General features: G+C 66.9%; 11 protein-coding genes. 8 read left to right on the top strand and 3 right to left on the bottom strand.

Annotated features, from left to right (window positions below):
• Window positions 1-30 precede the first annotated feature (30 nt).
• Window positions 31-2898 (bottom strand): phosphoenolpyruvate carboxylase, encoded by a 2868-nt coding sequence (gene ppc / locus ACFJI2_RS07575; RefSeq protein WP_377704452.1) that lies wholly within the window; start codon window positions 2896-2898, stop codon window positions 31-33.
• 273 nt (window positions 2899-3171) lie between these two features.
• Between ppc and ACFJI2_RS07570 the strand changes: the two genes are divergently transcribed.
• The 4 genes from ACFJI2_RS07570 to ACFJI2_RS07555 all read left to right on the top strand — a co-directional run bounded on the left by ACFJI2_RS07570 (window position 3172) and on the right by ACFJI2_RS07555 (window position 8729).
• Window positions 3172-3360: a hypothetical protein gene (locus ACFJI2_RS07570; protein WP_377704451.1), complete on the top strand. Its 189-nt coding sequence runs from the start codon at window positions 3172-3174 to the stop codon at window positions 3358-3360.
• A 250-nt stretch (window positions 3361-3610) separates the two neighbouring features.
• Window positions 3611-5587, top strand: a complete 1977-nt coding sequence (locus ACFJI2_RS07565) for a sialate O-acetylesterase (RefSeq protein WP_377704450.1) — start codon at window positions 3611-3613, stop codon at window positions 5585-5587.
• Window positions 5588-5665: 78 nt separating this feature from the next.
• Window positions 5666-7594, top strand: a complete 1929-nt coding sequence (locus ACFJI2_RS07560; RefSeq protein ID WP_377704449.1) for an NPCBM/NEW2 domain-containing protein — start codon at window positions 5666-5668, stop codon at window positions 7592-7594.
• Window positions 7595-7712: 118 nt separating this feature from the next.
• The gene (locus ACFJI2_RS07555) at window positions 7713-8729 is read left to right on the top strand and encodes a ribonuclease I (protein WP_377704448.1); all 1017 of its coding nucleotides are present in this window, start codon (window positions 7713-7715) and stop codon (window positions 8727-8729) included.
• Between the two features lie 139 nt (window positions 8730-8868).
• On the opposite strand, the gene ACFJI2_RS07550 is transcribed toward ACFJI2_RS07555, so the two are convergent.
• On the bottom strand, window positions 8869-11625 hold the full coding sequence (locus ACFJI2_RS07550; RefSeq protein WP_377704447.1) for a TonB-dependent receptor: 2757 nt from the start codon (window positions 11623-11625) through the stop codon (window positions 8869-8871).
• A gap of 228 nt (window positions 11626-11853) precedes the next feature.
• Between ACFJI2_RS07550 and ACFJI2_RS07545 the strand changes: the two genes are divergently transcribed.
• Together ACFJI2_RS07545 and ACFJI2_RS07540 are read left to right on the top strand one after the other, a co-directional pair.
• Complete coding sequence (locus tag ACFJI2_RS07545; RefSeq protein WP_377704446.1) at window positions 11854-14292, top strand: CehA/McbA family metallohydrolase; 2439 nt, start codon at window positions 11854-11856, stop codon at window positions 14290-14292.
• The gene (locus tag ACFJI2_RS07540) at window positions 14289-14720 is read left to right on the top strand and encodes a hypothetical protein (RefSeq protein ID WP_377704445.1); all 432 of its coding nucleotides are present in this window, start codon (window positions 14289-14291) and stop codon (window positions 14718-14720) included. Before ACFJI2_RS07545 ends, ACFJI2_RS07540 begins: the two co-directional genes overlap by 4 nt.
• Here ACFJI2_RS07540 and ACFJI2_RS07535 read toward each other — a convergent pair.
• Complete coding sequence (locus ACFJI2_RS07535) at window positions 14717-15541, bottom strand: helix-turn-helix domain-containing protein (protein WP_377704444.1); 825 nt, start codon at window positions 15539-15541, stop codon at window positions 14717-14719. The two genes, ACFJI2_RS07540 and ACFJI2_RS07535, sit on opposite strands and share 4 nt — an antisense overlap.
• Before the next feature lie 108 nt (window positions 15542-15649).
• On the opposite strand from ACFJI2_RS07535, the gene ACFJI2_RS07530 reads away from it, so the two are divergent.
• Both ACFJI2_RS07530 and ACFJI2_RS07525 read left to right on the top strand, forming a co-directional pair.
• Window positions 15650-16168, top strand: coding sequence for an Lrp/AsnC family transcriptional regulator (locus ACFJI2_RS07530; protein WP_107871787.1), 519 nt, complete (start codon window positions 15650-15652; stop codon window positions 16166-16168).
• A gap of 97 nt (window positions 16169-16265) precedes the next feature.
• Window positions 16266-16595 (top strand): hypothetical protein, encoded by a 330-nt coding sequence (locus ACFJI2_RS07525; RefSeq protein WP_377704443.1) that lies wholly within the window; start codon window positions 16266-16268, stop codon window positions 16593-16595.
• Window positions 16596-16600: the final 5 nt, after the last annotated feature.

Here is a 16600-nt window from a genome sequence, read left to right as displayed (position 1 = left end):
GTTTGTCAGTTTGGTGAAGATAGCCGTGGCTTAACCGCTGTTCCTCAAGCCGGCGGCGACGCCGTTGATCGATAAATGGATGCCCTCGCGCGTGGCGGCGTCCGAGTCGCCTTCGCGGAAGCGGCGCAGCAGCTCGACCTGCAAGTGGTTCAGCGGGTCGATGTAAGGGAAGCGGTTGCGGATCGAGCGTTGCAGCAACGGGTTGGCGTCCTGCAGCTCGGCCTGGCCGGTGATCTCCTTCAATGCGGCGATGGTGCTCTCATGCTCGGCGCGGATGCGGCCGAAGATGGTTTCGCGCAGCGTCACGTCGCTCACCAGCGTGGCGTAGCGGCTGGCGATGGCGATGTCGCTCTTGGCCAGCACCATGTCCATGTTCGACAGCAGCGTGTTGAAGAACGGCCAGTCGCGGTACATCTGCTGCAGCAGCGCCAGCCCGTCCTTGTTCTGCGCCAGGAATTTCTTCACGGCCGAGCCGAAGCCGAACCAGCCCGGCAGCATCACGCGGCACTGCGCCCAGCTCAGCACCCACGGAATGGCGCGCAGGTCTTCGATCGAGGTGGACTTCTTGCGCGAGGCCGGACGGCTGCCGATGTTCAGCGCGGCGATTTCCGAGATCACGGTCGATTCCCAGAAATACGTCTCGAAGCCTTCGGTCTCGTACACCAGCGAGCGGTAGCTGCGCATCGCCTCGTCCGACAGCGCCTGCATGGCGGCCAGCTGCGCCGCGTCCGGCTCGATGCCGCGCGGCGGCAGCATGGTCGCTTCCATGGTCGCTGCCACCATCACTTCCAGGTTGCGGCGGCCCACTTCAGGGTTGGCGTACTTGGCGGTGATGACTTCACCCTGCTCGGTCAGGCGGATGCGGCCCTGCACGGCGCCCTGCGGCTGCGCCAGGATGGCTTCGTAGCTTGGGCCGCCGCCACGGCCGACCGAACCGCCGCGGCCGTGGAACAAACGCATCTTCACATTGTGGCGCTTGAACACTTCCACCAGCTCGATCTCGGCCTTGTACAGCTCCCAGCCCGAGGTGAGGAAGCCGCCGTCCTTGTTCGAGTCCGAATAGCCCAGCATGACTTCCTGCAGGCTGCCGCGCGAGCGCAGCAGGTCCATGTACAGCGGCAGGCGGAAGGCGCGGTCCATGATGTCCGGACCGGCCTGCAAGTCGCCGATGGTTTCGAACAGCGGAATGATGTTGACCGCCATCGACGATTCCTCGGTCACCGAACCGGCGCGTAGCAGGCCGTGCTCCTTCAGCAGCAGCGCCACTTCCAGCAGGTCGGACACGCTATCGGCCTTGGAGATGATGTAGTTGGTGATCGATTCGGCGCCGTAGGCGCGGTGCGCCTCGCCGACGGCGCGGAAGATGGCCAGCTCGCCGGTGGTCTCTTCGGAATACGTGGTGTACGGGGAAATCAGCAGGCGCGGCGTGTGCAGCTCTTCCAGCAGCAGCTTGCAGCGCTCGGATTCGGACAGCGCGGCGTAGTCCACGCCGGGACGCGCGCTGGCCAGGATTTCGGCCACCACGCGCTGGTGCACGTCCGAGTTCTGGCGCAGGTCGATCGGCGCCAGCGAGAAGCCGAACACCTTCACGGCGCGGCGCAGCTGGCGCAGGCGGCCCCGGGCCAGCACGGCCGAGCCATGCGTCACCAAGGATTCATGCACGGTTTCCAGGTCGGCCAGCAGTTCCTGCGCCGAGGCGTAGGGCTGGGCGCCCGCGCCGGGAGCGGCCGGCGCGAAGCCGGCAGCGGCGGCGGCCGGCCAGATGGTGGCCACGGCGGCGCGCGCGCTTGCGGCGGCGCTGGCAGCGGCGCCGGCGTCGGCGCGGCCGGCGGCAGCGGCACTGGTCAGCAGCGCGCGGTTGGCGGCCAGGCGGTTATGGATGCCGTAGATGGCGCGGCGGTACGGCTCGTCCACGCGGTGCGGCGAATGGTCGGGCGACGCGTCGGCCAGCTGGCGCAGCTGCTCGGAGCAGCCGGTCATGGTCTGCGCCAGCGACAGCTGCGAGGCCAGCTTGTGCAGCTCGCCCAGGTAGTGTTCCAGCGCCACGTCGGCCTGGCGCGCCAGCGTGGCGCGCAGCACGGTGGCGGTGACGAAGGGGTTGCCGTCGCGGTCGCCGCCGATCCAGCTGCCCACTTTCATGAACGTCGGCAGCTCCTCGCTGGCCCAGCGCGCGTCCAGCTTGGCCAGCATGTCCTGCAGGGTGCTGTACAGCTGCGGCAGGCCGCTCAGGATGGTGCGGTCAAAGAAGGACAGGCCGTTTTCCACCTCGTCCAGCACGGACAGCTTGGCCGTGCGCAGCAAGCGGGTCTGCCACAGCGTATGGATGCCGCGCGCCAGCGCCTCGTCGTTGTTTTCCTGCTCTTCGGGCGTCATCTGCACGCGGTCGCGCTCATCGAGCTCGCGCGCGATGGCCATCTGGCAGTTCAGGGTGCTCTTGCGCTGAACCTCGGTCGGGTGCGCGGTAAACACGGGGCTGATGTGCGCTTCGGCGAAGAAGTCGCCAAAGGCTTCGGTGCGGCCGGCGGCCACCACGTTCTGCACCGCCTTGGCCAGGCTGCCCAGGCGCGGCGCGGAACCGGCCAGCAAGTGCGCGCGGCTGCGGCGGCTGTGGTGCTGGTCTTCCGCGATATTGGACAGCAGCGAGAAGTAGCCGAAAGCGCGTATCAGCTGGCTGGTTTCGTCCGGCGACAGCGCGTGCAGCGCCTCTTCCAGCTGCGCCTGGGCGCCCGCGTCCTGCTCGCGCCGGAAGCGGATCGCCAGCTGGCGCACGTTTTCAATGCGGTTGAATGCCTCATCCCCATGCTGCGCGCGTATCGTCTCGCCCAGCATGCGGCCCAGTTGGCGGATGTCGCGCCCCAGTAACTCGTCCTTGAACTCCACCGACTTTGAACCGTCCATCTCCCGCCTCACCAGTATGTAGTAATTTTTCAGTTTAGAATCAGAATTACAGCAAAACTTGCACGGAGACACAATGCACCGTGCCAGATACCTGCTATATCGTAAATTTACTACATTATGTGACAGAAAAGCCAGGAACGGCAACTGAATTCTTTGCCGTTTCGTATATGGATTTGGAATGGCGCCACACTCTGGCGCACGCGTTAATCAGCGTACGGATGGCGCGCGCGCGCCGGTGCATGCTGTGGGCTGGACCAACCAGAGGAGAACAGCATGACTAACCGTATCGGCAACAAGGACGTCGCCCAGCAGCGCAACAAGGCGGAAAAAGCCCGCATCAAGCGCACGAACCGGGAAATGGAGGCCGTGAAGCAGGCCGCCGCCCGGGCCAAATACCGCAACGAAGTAAAGGGCCGGATTTCGGCCGCCCAGGCCGCACAGACGTTCCAGGCTTCGTCCTAAGCTGCGCTCCAAGCTGCGTTCCAAGCAGCGTGCCGCGCCAGCGCCGCCGGCGCTGGCGGCCCCTTCCCGCCTCGTTCATCAATAGTATTAAACCGCCTGGTCAATTTCGGAATTGCGCCGGCGCGGCCAAGATCGCAGAATCTCGGCCGTGCCATGCTCATCCTGAAGGACGGCTACCGGCGGCGCCCCCCTCTCCCGCGTCCGTGCCGCCATCCCATGCACATCCGCACGACTACGAAGAGGACAATTGATGGACACAACACGCATTGCCGCGCCGCTGCTGCTTGTGTGCGGCGGCCTTGGCCTGCCCGCGCAAGCGGCTGAACTCAGCCTGGCGCGCATCTTTTCCGACCACGCCGTCCTGCAGCGCGACCAGCCCATCGCGCTCTGGGGCACCGCGCCTGCGGGGCGCCAGGTCACGGTCTCGCTGGGCGAACGGGTGGTGCGCGGCAGCGCCGACGCCCAGGGAAAGTGGAAGATCCAGCTACCGCCGCAGTCCGCAGGCGGACCGTACGCGCTGACCGTGGGATCGGATGGACAAACAGTCAGCCGCACCGACATACTGGTTGGCGACGTCTACCTGTGCGCGGGCCAGTCGAATATGGAATTTACCGTGCGCGCATCGACCAATGCCATGGGCGCGGCCTACGGGGCGCGCAACGACCGCCTCCGCTACCTGAACATACAGAAGACCAGCGCGGCGACGCCGCAGGAAGACCTGCAGGCCCCGGTCCAGTGGACGCCCCTGGCGCCGGAAACCGTCGGCGACGCCTCGGCCGTCTGCTACTACATGGCGCGCTCACTGCAGGAGCGTTACAAGATCCCGGTCGGCTTCATCAACGCCAGCTGGGGCGGCACCATGATCCAGAGCTGGATCGGCGCCGAGTCGCTGCGCCGCCTCGGCGACTACAGCGAAGGGGTGGACGCGGTGGCGCAATACGGCGCCGATCCGGCCGCCGGAATGCGTGCCGAGGACGCCCGCAACGAGGCCTGGTGGCGCGCGCACGACCCGGCCGCGGCGGCGCAGCGCGCCTGGATTGCGCCCGGCTTCGACGACAGCGGGTGGCCTGCCGTCACGCCGGCCGGCTCCTGGAAGGACAGCGGCGTGGCCGGCTTCAAGGACTTCGACGGCGTGGCCTGGTACCGCACCGCCGTTACGCTGACGCAGGCCCAGGCGCAGGCCGCGAATGCGCTGCAGCTCGGTCCCGTCGACACCTACGACACCACCTGGGTCAACGGCGTACGCGTCGGCGGTGCAGGCCTGTCGTGGACCTGGCGGAACTACGCCGTGCCGCCGGGCGTATTTAAGCCAGGCCGCAACGTCATCGCCATGCGCGTGCTGAACGGCGGACAAGGCGGCGGCCTGTCCGGGCAGCCGGCCAGCCGCAACATCGTCACGGCCGATGGCCAGGCAATTCCCCTGCCCGCAGCCTGGAAGGTGCAGCGCGGCAGCGGATTGAAAGGCTTGTCCGTGCGCCCGGCGCCGTGGGAGGTGCCGACCAGCCTCACCACGCTGTACAACGGCATGATCGCACCGCTGGTCGGCTACAAATTCAAGCTGGCCGCGTGGTACCAGGGCGAGGCCAATGCCGGCGAGGACGCCGCGAACCCCGGCGGGCCGCGACAATACCGCGCGCTGCTGCCGCTGTTGATGCAGGACTGGCGCCAGCGCTTCGGCCAGCCCGCGCTGCCGTTCTTCGTCGTGCAGCTGCCCGCCTTCGGCAGGCCTGCGCGCGCGCCCGGCTACTCCGCCTGGGCCGAGCTGCGCGCGGCGCAGGCGCAAGCCGTGGCGCAGGATGCGCACGCGGGACTTGTCGTCACGCTCGACGTGGGCGACCGCTTCGACATTCATCCGAGCCAGAAGACGGTCGTCGGCGAGCGCCTGGCGCGCGCGGCGCGCAGCGTCGCCTACGGGGAAAACACGGCGGGTGGCAGCCCGGCGCCAGTATCGGCGCGGCGCGACGGCCGCGATATCGTCATCGCGTTCCGGGGCACGGGCGGCGGGCTGGCGACCTATTCGTCCAACCGCGCCAACGGCTTCGAAGTGTGCGCGGGCGAGGCCTGCCGCTATGCCGAGGCGCGCGTGGACGGCGACACGGTCGTGCTGTCCGGCGCGGGAGATCCCGCCGTCACGCGCGTGCGCTACGCCTGGGCCGATGCGCCCTTCGTGAACCTGTTTGGCGGCGATGACCTGCCGGCCGCGCCGTTCGAGCTGGACGTGCAATAACCGGCAGCACACGCCCGCTGGGCGCGGCGCTGCCCCCTCCGTCGTGCAACACCACACTCATTTGAATTGGACATCCCGATGCAAGAGCAAAATAACCCAGGCTGGCGCCCCTTGCTGGCACTTTTCCCCCTCTGGCTCATCGCACCGGCTGTGCACGCGGCGAGCGATGCGCTGGCGCCCACTGCCCACTGGAGCGCCTACACCGCCGGCCGCGCATCCACGCCGCCGATGGGCTGGAGCAGCTGGAACGCGTTCGGCACCGACATCGATGAAGCCAAGATACTGGGCTCGGCCCAGCGTATCGTGGACACCGGCCTGGCCGCCAAGGGCTACCGCTACATCAACATCGACGACGGATGGGCGCTGCGCCGCCGCATACCGGACGGCCACCTGGAAATACGGCCCGACCGCTTCCCTTCATCCGTGACCGGCGGCGCCAGCAGCTTCCGGCCCTTCACCGACAAGCTGCACGCGATGGGACTCAAGGCCGGCATTTATTCAGATCTCGGCCGCAACACCTGTTCCCAGGCCTATTCCGGCAGCGACGCCGACCTCCCCAAGGGAAGCGTGCTGGAACGCGAGGTGGGGCTTTACGGCCGCATCGACCAGGACATCGCGCTCTTCTTCGCCGACTGGGGCTTCGATTTCATCAAGGTCGACGGCTGCGGCCTGCGCGCCTACGGCGCGGCAAGCCCGAAAGTGCGCTCCGGCCAGTACCGCGCGCTGCAACCGGTGCTGGACCTGGAATCGGTCAGCCGCTCCGACATCCCGGCGGTGCAGGCGGAGTTTTCGGAGATTAACGCGGCGCTCCGGCGCAACAAGCCCGATGGCGACTTCCTGCTGTCGCTCTGCGTCTGGGGCGCGGCCGACGTGCGCGCGTGGGGCAAAAACTACGGCAACCTCTCCCGCACCAGCGACGACATCACGCCGTCGTGGACGCGCATGCTGAGCAATTTCGACAGCGCGGCCAGGCGCGAACTGTACGGCCATCCCGGAAGCTGGAACGACCCGGACATGCTGTACATCGGCAAAGGCGACTTCGATGCCGAGCACCTGGTGGAGGCCCGGTCGCACTTTTCGCTGTGGGCCATGCTGAACGCGCCGCTGATGATAGGCGCCGACCTCAGGACCATGCCGCAACCGCTGATGGACATCGTCGGTAATGCCGACATCATCGCAGTGAACCAGGATGCCGCCGGCAACCAGGCCACGCTCGCCTATGACGCGGACGATTTGCAGATACTGGTCAAGCCGCTGGCATCGGGCCAGAAGGCGGTGGCCATCGTCAACCGGGGCATCGCGCCGATAGAAGTCGATCTGACCGCCGAGCACCTGAAGTTCAGCAAGGACGCGCCGGTTACGTTGACCGATCTCTGGACCAAGGCCGATGCCGCCTTCACGAACGAGACCAGGCTGCGCGTGGCTCCGCGTGAAACACGGATCTTCCGCGCCTCCGGCACGCGCGCGCTGGCGCAGGGCATCTACCTGTCGGAGCAGACTGGCAGCGTGAACCCGGCCGTGGACGGCGTGGTCCGGCCGCAGGCCGATCCCACGATCTTCCGGTCGTCCGCCGGCTGGACCGGGACCAAGGGAGCAGGCGAAAGGCCTATGTACGCCGGCTGGGGTGGCGCCCGCGCCGACAGCACGCCCTACGGCCAGGTGATGCGGATCGCCGGCACGCCTTACGCTGCCGGCATCGGCATCCTGGCCAATTCCAGGCTGGAGGTGCGCAATCAAGGCTATGGTCGCCTCAACGCCCGGGTTGGCGTCGACGATTCCGCGCATAACCGCGTCCATGACGTCACCTTCATGATCTACGGCGACGGCAAGCTGCTGGCAAAGAGCAAGCCGCTGCGCTGGGGCCAGCCGGCGCAGGCACTCAACGCCGACGTCGCCGGCTTCAAGGTAGTTGAGCTGGTCGCACGCAGCGCGGCCAAGACCAATGAACAATTGCCGGTCAACTGGGGCGACGCCGCGCTGTTGTCGCCGTCGGGGCCTGGGAAGTAGGCGGCGCATCGTTATCTCAATTAACTCAAGCTAGCTGCGTGCGGACTTCAAATATTTGCAGCGGCGTCACAATCTGGCCTTATCATGTCACGCCAAGATGAACCCGCCGGAGATAACGATGCAAAAAACCACAGTCCTGGGCGCATGCCTGCTAACCCTGCTGCCCGCCTTCGCGCACGCCAGCGAGACCGTCAACGGCAGCTTCACCGCCAGCAAGGCCTGCGAGGCATACGCCTCCTTCGCCAAGGGGACCAATCCCGGCGGCGTGCAGGTCAAGCCGGGCAGCACCTACGAGGTGCGCGAGGTGAACAAGCCGGGCAACTACGAACAGCTGCGCGTGGAAGTGCCGGGCGCCACGCCGCCGCTGCGCTGGGTAGCGCGCGACTGCGGCACGGCAGCGCTGGGCGGCGCCGCGCCGGCCCCGTCCGCGCCGGTGAGCCAGGACGGCCCGCAGGACAGCGCGGGCGGCAAGCGCGAAATGTGCTCCACCGCCAACCAGCAAGACAGCTACCTGCTGGCCCTGAGCTGGCAGCCCGGCTTCTGCGAACACACGCCGCGCACCTCCGGCAAGCCCGAATGCGCGGCCATGGACAAAGGCAGCCTGGTGGTCTCCAACCTCACGCTGCACGGCCTGTGGCCGAACAAGAAATCCTGCGGCACCAGCTACGGCAACTGCGACGGCAAGCCCTTCGCGCTGAAAAAAGAGACCGTGGCGCAGATCGCACCGTGGATGCCGAACTTCTACTACGAAAACAGCTTCGGCAAATATGAGTGGAACAAGCACGGCAGCTGCCAGGCGCTCGACCCGGACGCCTACTTCACCAAGGCCGTCGCCGCGGTACAGGTCGTCAACAGCTCCGCCATCGGCGAGCAGATCCTGAAAAACATCGGCGGCTCCTTCAACGCCGACAAGTTCTTCGCCACGCTGCGCAGCCAGTACGGCGAAGCCGCCGCCAGCCGCGTGATGCTGGTATGCGCCGGCCAGAGCTACCTGCAAGAGATCCGCGTGCAGCTGCCGCTGGACTTCAGCGTGGACAAAGGCCTGGCAGGCCTGGTCGGCGCCACGCCCGGCCAAGGCCCGCAAACCTCCCGCTGCGGCCCCGAAATCCGCGTCGAAGCCAGCGGCAGAAACTAGCTTCCCCCGGGGTCAGATCCGGCATCACGCCAAATCGCACCTAAACCACCCGGGGTCAGGTCCGGCATTACGCCAATATGGCGCGATGCCGGACCTGACCCCGGGCTAAATGGCGTGATGCCGGACCTGACCCCGATTTTTAGAAGGCCATGCGCAGGCCGACGTTGACTCGGCGGCCGACGTCTTCCAGCGTCAGGAACTGGCTTTCGTTGAGCGCGTATTCGTGCATCCGGGCGTTGCTCAGGTTGATCGCGTCGGCGTACAGCGCCAGCGTGGGCGTGATGTTGTAGCGCAGGCTGGCGTCGGTCTGGCCGTAGGCGGCCCGGTTGCGCGGCATGGTGCTGCCGCCGCCGCAGTCCACCGAGAAGTGGTTGCGCCAGTTGTAGCTGACCCGCGCCGAGAATTTGCTGTTCTCGTAGAAGATGGAGCCGTTGTACGATTGCGGCGACAGGCCGGGGTAGCCGCACGAGGTGTCGCCGCCTTCGCGGGTGGCCTTGGCGTCCACGTAGGTGTAGTTGGCGGCGACGCCGAATCCTTGCAGCCACGGAATGGCGCTGTCGAAGGCGTACTGGCCGGCCAGCTCGAGACCCTTGATCTTGCCGGACTGGCCGTTGCGCACGCGCGTGTCGTGCACCACTTCGTCGTACTGCGGTATCTTCAGGTCCACCAGCTTGGTCTCAAGGAAGTTGGAGACCTTTTTCTGGAATACGGCCGCGCTGACGTAGTTGGTCTTCGAGAGATACCATTCGTACGACAGGTCCAGGTTCTTGGATTCCATCGGCTTCAGGTAGGGATTGCCGCCGCCGGTCTGCACGTCGCCGTAGCGGCCGCCGTACCAGTTGTCCACGCCCATCTGGTTCAGCGTGGGCCGGGTCTCGGTCCTCGATGCGCCCAGGCGCAGCAGCATGTCGCTGGTCAGGTCGAACTTCACGTTGGCCGACGGCAGGAAGCTGTTGTAGCTGTTGCTGACCGTGGTGGTGCTGGACGGGCCGTAGTTCAGGATGTAGGTGGTGTCGTTCGGGCTCTTGGCCGCCGACAGCAAGGTGCGGCTGATGCCGGTGGAGGCCGAATTGACGTGCACCACGCGCATGCCCGCGTTGGCGGACCAGCCCTCGCCTTCCCACTTCGAGTCCACGAAGAAGCTCGATACCTTTTCCTTCACACCCCACATATTCGGCTTGGTGTAGTCGATCGCCATGGGGCCGTTCGGATACTTGGTCTTGTCCGAGTACAGCGCCGGGTCGTTCGACTGCGCCAGCAGCGAGGGCTGGTTCAGGTAGTTCATGTAGGCGTAGGGGTCGAAGCGCAGGTAGGCGCTGGGCATCTGCACGCCGTCGCCCATGAAGTTGTCCATCGGCGTGACGGTGAACAGCGAGGCCGGCAAGGCGACGTGGTAGCCGCTGAAGGCGTTCCAGGAGTCGCTGTTCCACTGGCTGCGGCCGACGTTGCGCTGCGAGTAGGCCACGCCGGAGTCGAGGCCCTTGAAGTAGCCCAGGTCGTGGCTCCAGCCCAGGTTCAGGCGCCCTTCGTGCAGCTTGTCGGTGTTGCGGATGTCGCCGAAGGAGACGGCGTGGGCGCGCACGGCGGTGGGATCGGCGATGCCGTCGCCGAAGGTGATGCTGGGGGTGCCGTTAAAGGTGAGTACGTCGCCATTCTTCGGCACCATGCCCGCCACGATCCACATGTCCGGCGACTTGGACGAGGTGCGCGAGCTGGACACGTCGCCTTCCAGCTTCCATTCCGGCGCCAGCGCCCATTTCGAGTTCAGGCCGAAGGCGCGCGTGGTGGACAGGCGGTCGCCGCCCTTGACGATCATGTCGTTGGAATTGGCTTCGCCCAGCAGCTTGCCGCTGCCGGCGATGGCCGGGTTGTTGGCGTAGAAGGTGGCGCCGGGGCGCAGGAAGCTGGTGATCTGGTTGTTGGAGTCGTACTTCACGCCGAGCTGCTGGGGGTTGTTCCAGTCGCTGAAGGCGATCACCGCGTTTTCCTGGTCCAGGCGCGAGTACAGGGCGTCGGCGGTGAGCTTCCAGGTTGGCGACGGGTTGTACTGCACCGTGAGGTTGCCGACCAGGCGCTTGCGGGTTTCGTCTTCCTGCTGGAAGCCGTAGCTCTGCGGTATGTAGAGCTTTTTGGTGGTGACGTCGGCCATCGTCAACCCTTTGGAATTGAGGTCGCCGTTGATCATGTTGACGTCGCGGTAGTTCCAGGCGTCGGTGACGGCCTTGTTCTGCTTGGACTTGCGGTCGGTGAACGACAGGGAGCCGGTCACGCCGAAGGTGCGCTCCTCGTTGGCGAAGGAATACATGCCGCTGGCGTTGGGCGTGTGCTTGCGGGAGTTGGAGTCCCACGAGTCCGACACGTTCACCACCGAGGTGTGGCCGACCTTGCCGGACAGCGGACGCGCGGTCTGGATGTCCACCGTGGAGCCGATGCCGCCTTCCGGCAGGAAGGGCTGCGAGGTCTTGTAGACCAGGGCTTTGGAGATCAGGTCCGAGGACAGCAGGTCGAACGAGAACTCGCGGCCGCCGGTGTCGCTGGTCATGGTGCGGCCGTTCACCAGCACGTTGTTGAACTCCGGTCCCAGGCCGCGCACCGAGATGTAGCGCCCTTCGCCGTTGTTGCGCTGGATTTGCACGCCGGTGACGCGCTGCAGCGATTCGGCGATGTTCGTGTCCGGGAACTTGCCGGCGTCTTCGGCCGACACGGCGTCCACCACGCCGTCCTGCATGCGCTTGGTGGTCAGCGATGAGCTGAGCGAGGCGCGGATGCCGCTGACGATGACCTTGGGGCCTGCGTCCACGGGTTCGCCGGCCGTCTGCGCCGAGGCGCACACGGACGTGAGCAATTCGGCGATGAGCGCCGCCAGTACGGTTTTACGTAGTTTGTTACTAGGCATTTTGTCTCCGATGGTTATTTGAACTAAGGCGCTTGCGAGCGCCCTTTTTTCTCTCGTCGGTATTTATATTTTTGCCTGCTGGGAGTCATCCTACGTAGCTGGACATGCGCTAACCAATGGTTTCTTTGTTAAATAGTATTCCGAAAACGTATAAGTCCTGGTTGGAAAAGTACCGGTGCCGGTGCCCCGCCCACCATTTTCCGAGGGCGGATCAGGCAAAATAGCGCCATGAAAATTACCCTTGTCAGAGCGCCCGCATCGGCGGGCAGGCGCGCCTGGATCGGCGCTTCGGTGGCGCTGGGCGCTTCGGCCAGTCCCTGGATGCGGGCGCTGGCGGCCGCGCCGGCGGAGGACCAGCATGCGCATCCGAATCCGAATCCGAATCAGCATCAGCATCAGCATCAGCAGCCGCACCAGCATGATTCCGCCGCTGCCTCGCCGCTGGCCGCTTGGGCCGACAGCGAGCCGCAGGCGGCGCTCGGGCTGGCGCGGCGTGTGTTCGCGGCGTTCGAACGGCTCGGCGAGCCTTTCCCGCCCGCGCGCATGACTCCAATCGACGCGGCCGAATCGGGCGGCGACTTGCGCACAGCGGCAGCGGCGGCGCTGCTGCTGCTCGACACGCGCGTGCTGCTCACTGCCGCCATCTCGCCGGAAGCGCGCATGAGCGTGCGGCGCAGGCTCACGTCCGCCACGCTGGTGCAGGCCGGCTGGCGCCTGTTCCTGGCGCGGGTGGATAATCCGGCCCGGGTGCCGGGCAAGCTGGCGGCGCACAGCCCGAACGCGGTTCCCGTCCATGGCGCCTATGCGCCGGATACGCCAGGTGGGCTGAACATGGGGACGGTGGGCCGCCCCACCACACGCGGCGACGTCGCCCAGCGCTGGATGGACCTGGACGTATACGACGAGGCGCCGCTGGACGCGCAGCTGGAAGACCTGCCGTTCGACTTCAAGATCCTGCGCATCTACGCCCGCGACGCGGGCCGGCGCAGCGCCATGATCCAGCTCGACATCGGCGCCGGCACGGCCGACATCGGCGCACGGGACGGCGCAGCGCTCACTTTCAACGTGCTGCCAGCGAAGGCAGTGCGGCTGGACATCCGCGATGCGGACGGCGCGCCGGTCACCTGCTCACTGCTGATCCGCGATGCGCTGGGCCGGGTCTATCCCTCCCAGACGCGGCGCTCGGCACCGGACATGTTCTTCCAGAAGCGCATCTACCGCGCCGACGGCGAGACAGTGACGCTGCCGCCCGGCCGCTACCAGCTTGAGGCGGGGCGCGGCCCGGAGTACCTGATGCAGCGCGCCGAGTGGCTGGTGCCGGAACACGGCGCGCCGCGCTGGGACATCAGGCTGGTACGCTGGATCGATCCGGCGGCGCGGCACTGGTACAGTGGCGACCATCATATCCACGCGGCCGGCTGTTCCCACTACCAGCATCCGGAGGAAGGCATATCGCCCGAGATGCTGGTGCCGCAGGTACGCGGCGAGGCGCTCGCGATCGGCAGCGTGCTGACCTGGGGACCGGGCTTCCACACCCAGAAGCGCCACTTCTCGGGGCGCGACCATGCGGTGTCGACGCCCTCTTCCATTCTGCATTACGACCTGGAAGTGTCGGGCTTCCCGTCCGCCCACTGCGGCCACCTGGGACTGCTGCAGATGCGGAGCATGGACTATCCGGGCACCACGCGGCCCGACCAGTGGCCTTCTTCCAACGCTCCGGTGCTGCGCTGGGCGCGTAGCCAGGGCGCCCTCACCGGCTACACGCACGCGGGGCTGGGGCTGTGGGCCAATACCCCGGCGCTGCCGAACGATGCCATGCCGCCGTTTAACAGCATCGGCGCCAACGACTACATCGTCACCCTGCCCGAGGGGCTGGTGGATTTCATCGGCACCTGCAACCAGCCTGCCGCGTCGGAGCTGAACATCTGGTATCACACGCTCAATGTGGGGCTGTGGTCCACCATCGCCGGCGAGACCGACTGGCCCTGCATCTTCGACGAGAGCATCGGCATGGGCCGCAGCTACGTGAAGGTGGAGGGGCCGCTGAGCTACGCCGCCTGGTGCGCAGGCATCAAGGCCGGCCGCGCCTATGTGTCCGAAGGCCGCGCGCACCTGATGGACTTCAGCGCCAGCGCGAGTGGCGCTCAGCGCGACGTGGGCGGCGGCGACTTGCATCTGGCACGGCCTGCTACGGTGACGCTGCGCGCCGACGTGGCCGCGCGGCTGGAGCCGGAACCCAGCGCCGCCACGGAAGCCATCCGCAGCCTGGCGCCGCTGGACAAGCCGTACTGGCACATCGAACGCTGCCGCCTCGGCGCCACGCGGCAGGTGATGGTGGAGCTGGTGGTCAATGGCTTGCCGGTGGAGGCGCGCAGCATGGCGGCGGACGGCGACATCAGGACGCTGAGCTTTGAGTACGCGGTGACGCGCAGCTGCTGGATCGCGCTGCGCATCCTCGGCGCGGCGCACACCAACCCTATCCGCGTGATCGTGGACGGCAAGCCGATTCGCAGCAAGGGCAGCGCCGCGTGGTGCCGCGCGGCGGTGGACCAGTGCTGGCGCGAGAAAATGCCGCGCATCCGTCCCGCCGAGCACGCCGCCGAGGCGGAGCTGTACGAGCGCGCGCGCCGCTTCTACGAGCGCATGATCGCCGAGGCGGCAGCATGAGGGCCATGCTGGCCGCCCGCCGCCGCCTGCGCGCGCGGGCATCGCTAGGCGTGGCGCTGGCAACGCAGGCGGCGCTGACGCCGCAATGCGCTGCGGCCGCGCCGGCACCGCCTGCCCCGGCGCAGGCACGCGCGCACACGCCGCCCAAGCCATCGGGGGCAGCGGCCACCGCGAGCTATGTGTTGAAACGGTTGCCCGACATGCCCGACGGCGCGCCGGCCTTCGTCATCCTCGGCCCGGACGGCCAGCCGCTGAAACGCATCGAATGCCTGCAAAACGGCTGGGTGCGCGCCGACGAGCTGGCGGCGCAATTACTGAGTTCCACCGCCGTCATGTCCGCCATCATCGCCAGGCGCGGCCAGGTGGGCATCGAAGACCTCGGCCCCGCCATGCATAACTGCGTGCCGGCGGCCCCGCCGCAGCGCTAGCCCCCGCCGCGGTACTGCCGTGGCGTGACGCCGACTTCCGCCAGAAACTGGCGGTTGAAATTCGATAGGTTGGCGAACCCGCACTCCTGCGCGATCAGCGCGATCGGCCGGTCCGTCTTGCGCAACTGCAGGCACACAGCGCTGCAGCGTATGGCGCGGACGTAGTCGCTATAGGTCTTGCCGGTCTCGCGGCGGAAAAAGCGGCTAAACGCCGCCGGCGAAACGCAGGCGATGGCGGCAGCGTCCTCCACCCGCAACTCGCCGCCGATATCGCCATGTATCCAGTCCAGCACCTTCTGCACCGGACGGCCCGTCTCCGCGCCCCGGCTGGCGGCAATGGCGCTCAGGCTGGCGGCGTGTTCGTGCAGGCAGGCGAAGATCTCGAGCAGCAGCGGCAAGCGCTGCAAGGCCGGCAAGCCCGGCATGCGCGCCAGCAGTGCGCTGACGCGGGCATGGCATGCACCGGTAATGCGCAGGCCCAGCGCGGCCCGCTCCAGCACCCCGCGCAACTGCGCCAGCTCCGGCAAGGTGGGCTGCTCGAAGAACTCGGACGGTACTTGCAGCACGGTCACCAACAAGCCTTGCGCGCGCGCCCCAGCGACCGGCATCCACAAATGCGGCAGGTTCGGGCCAAGCAGGGCCATGTCGCCGTCCTCGAACGGCAGCGCGCTGTCGCCGACAAAGCGCACGCCGCTGCCGCGTTCTATCCAGGTCAACTCTATCTGCGGATGCCGGTGCAGCCGGCCAATTTCCCCGCCGTCGATACGCAAGTAGCGGAACGACTGCGCCGGATGGCTGACGAATTCCTGCGCGATCTTCATGGAGGCCTCGTAATCTCGTCCTGCGATTATAGCAAGCCGCGATATCGGCCATAATGTGCAGATTAACCCCAATTAAGCGCACAAAATGTGCATGAACAAGGAGATTCCATGACCACCATCAGCGTAGACCGGCACGACCTGGCCCTGCTGGCCGAACTGCAGCGCGACGGCCGCGCCACCAACGCCGCCATCGGCGAGAAGGTCCACCTGTCCACGTCCCAGGTGAGCCGCCGCATCCAGCGGCTGGAGGAGGCCCGCGTGATCGACCACTACGCCGCCATGCTGGACCCGCTGGTGGTCGGCCTCGGCGTAATGGCCTTCGTCCACGTGACGCTGGACCGCCACGGCAGCGCCTGGGGCGAAACCTTCGAACAAGCCATCAGCGACCTGCCCGAAGTGCTGGAGTGCTTCTCCGTGACCGGCGAGGCGGACTACGTGATCCGCGTGGTGTCGCACGACCTGGCCTCGTTCTCGGAGCTGATGATGAACCACCTGCTGCGCATTCCCGGCGTGACCAACGTGAAGTCGAACATGTCGCTGAAAAAGGTCAAGCAGGTAACCGAGCTGCCGCTGGACCATATCGCGCAGCCGCGCCAGTCCAAGATGCGGGTGCATTTCGCCAACTGAGCCGCGCTTGTCGGCCCGTTCTTACAGCCCAACGCGGCGCGCGCCGCTTGGGCAGCGCGGCGGCGACGCACATACTAGCCCTTTTCAGGAGGGCATCATGGAAAACAAGGATGACGCGCGCAACGCGCAAAAAAGCGAACCGGGCAACGTGGCCAGCGGCCATCCGGCCAACAATGTGATCACGCCGCAGCGCCAGGGCATCGCTTCCACTGAAGCGCGCCCCACGGTGGACCGGGGCGCATGCGACTTCACTTCCCAGCGCCACGGCGAATCGGCCCAGTCGGAGCAGGCGGCCCGCCACGGCGCACCGGAAGACGGCGGCACCTCCGGCGAACGCGGCACGCGCGGCTCGGGCATGCCGGTCGACAGCGGCGCCGGCCAGCTGGCAGACGACCGGCCGGGCCGCGACACGCCCAAGGGCGGCTGAGGCCA

It is taken from the genome of Pseudoduganella sp. UC29_71 (assembly GCF_042693265.1).
In the GTDB taxonomy this organism is placed as follows: Bacteria; Pseudomonadota; Gammaproteobacteria; order Burkholderiales; family Burkholderiaceae_D; genus Rugamonas.
Note: the sequence above shows the minus strand (reverse complement) of the source record. Positions and strands in the feature narration are given on the sequence as shown.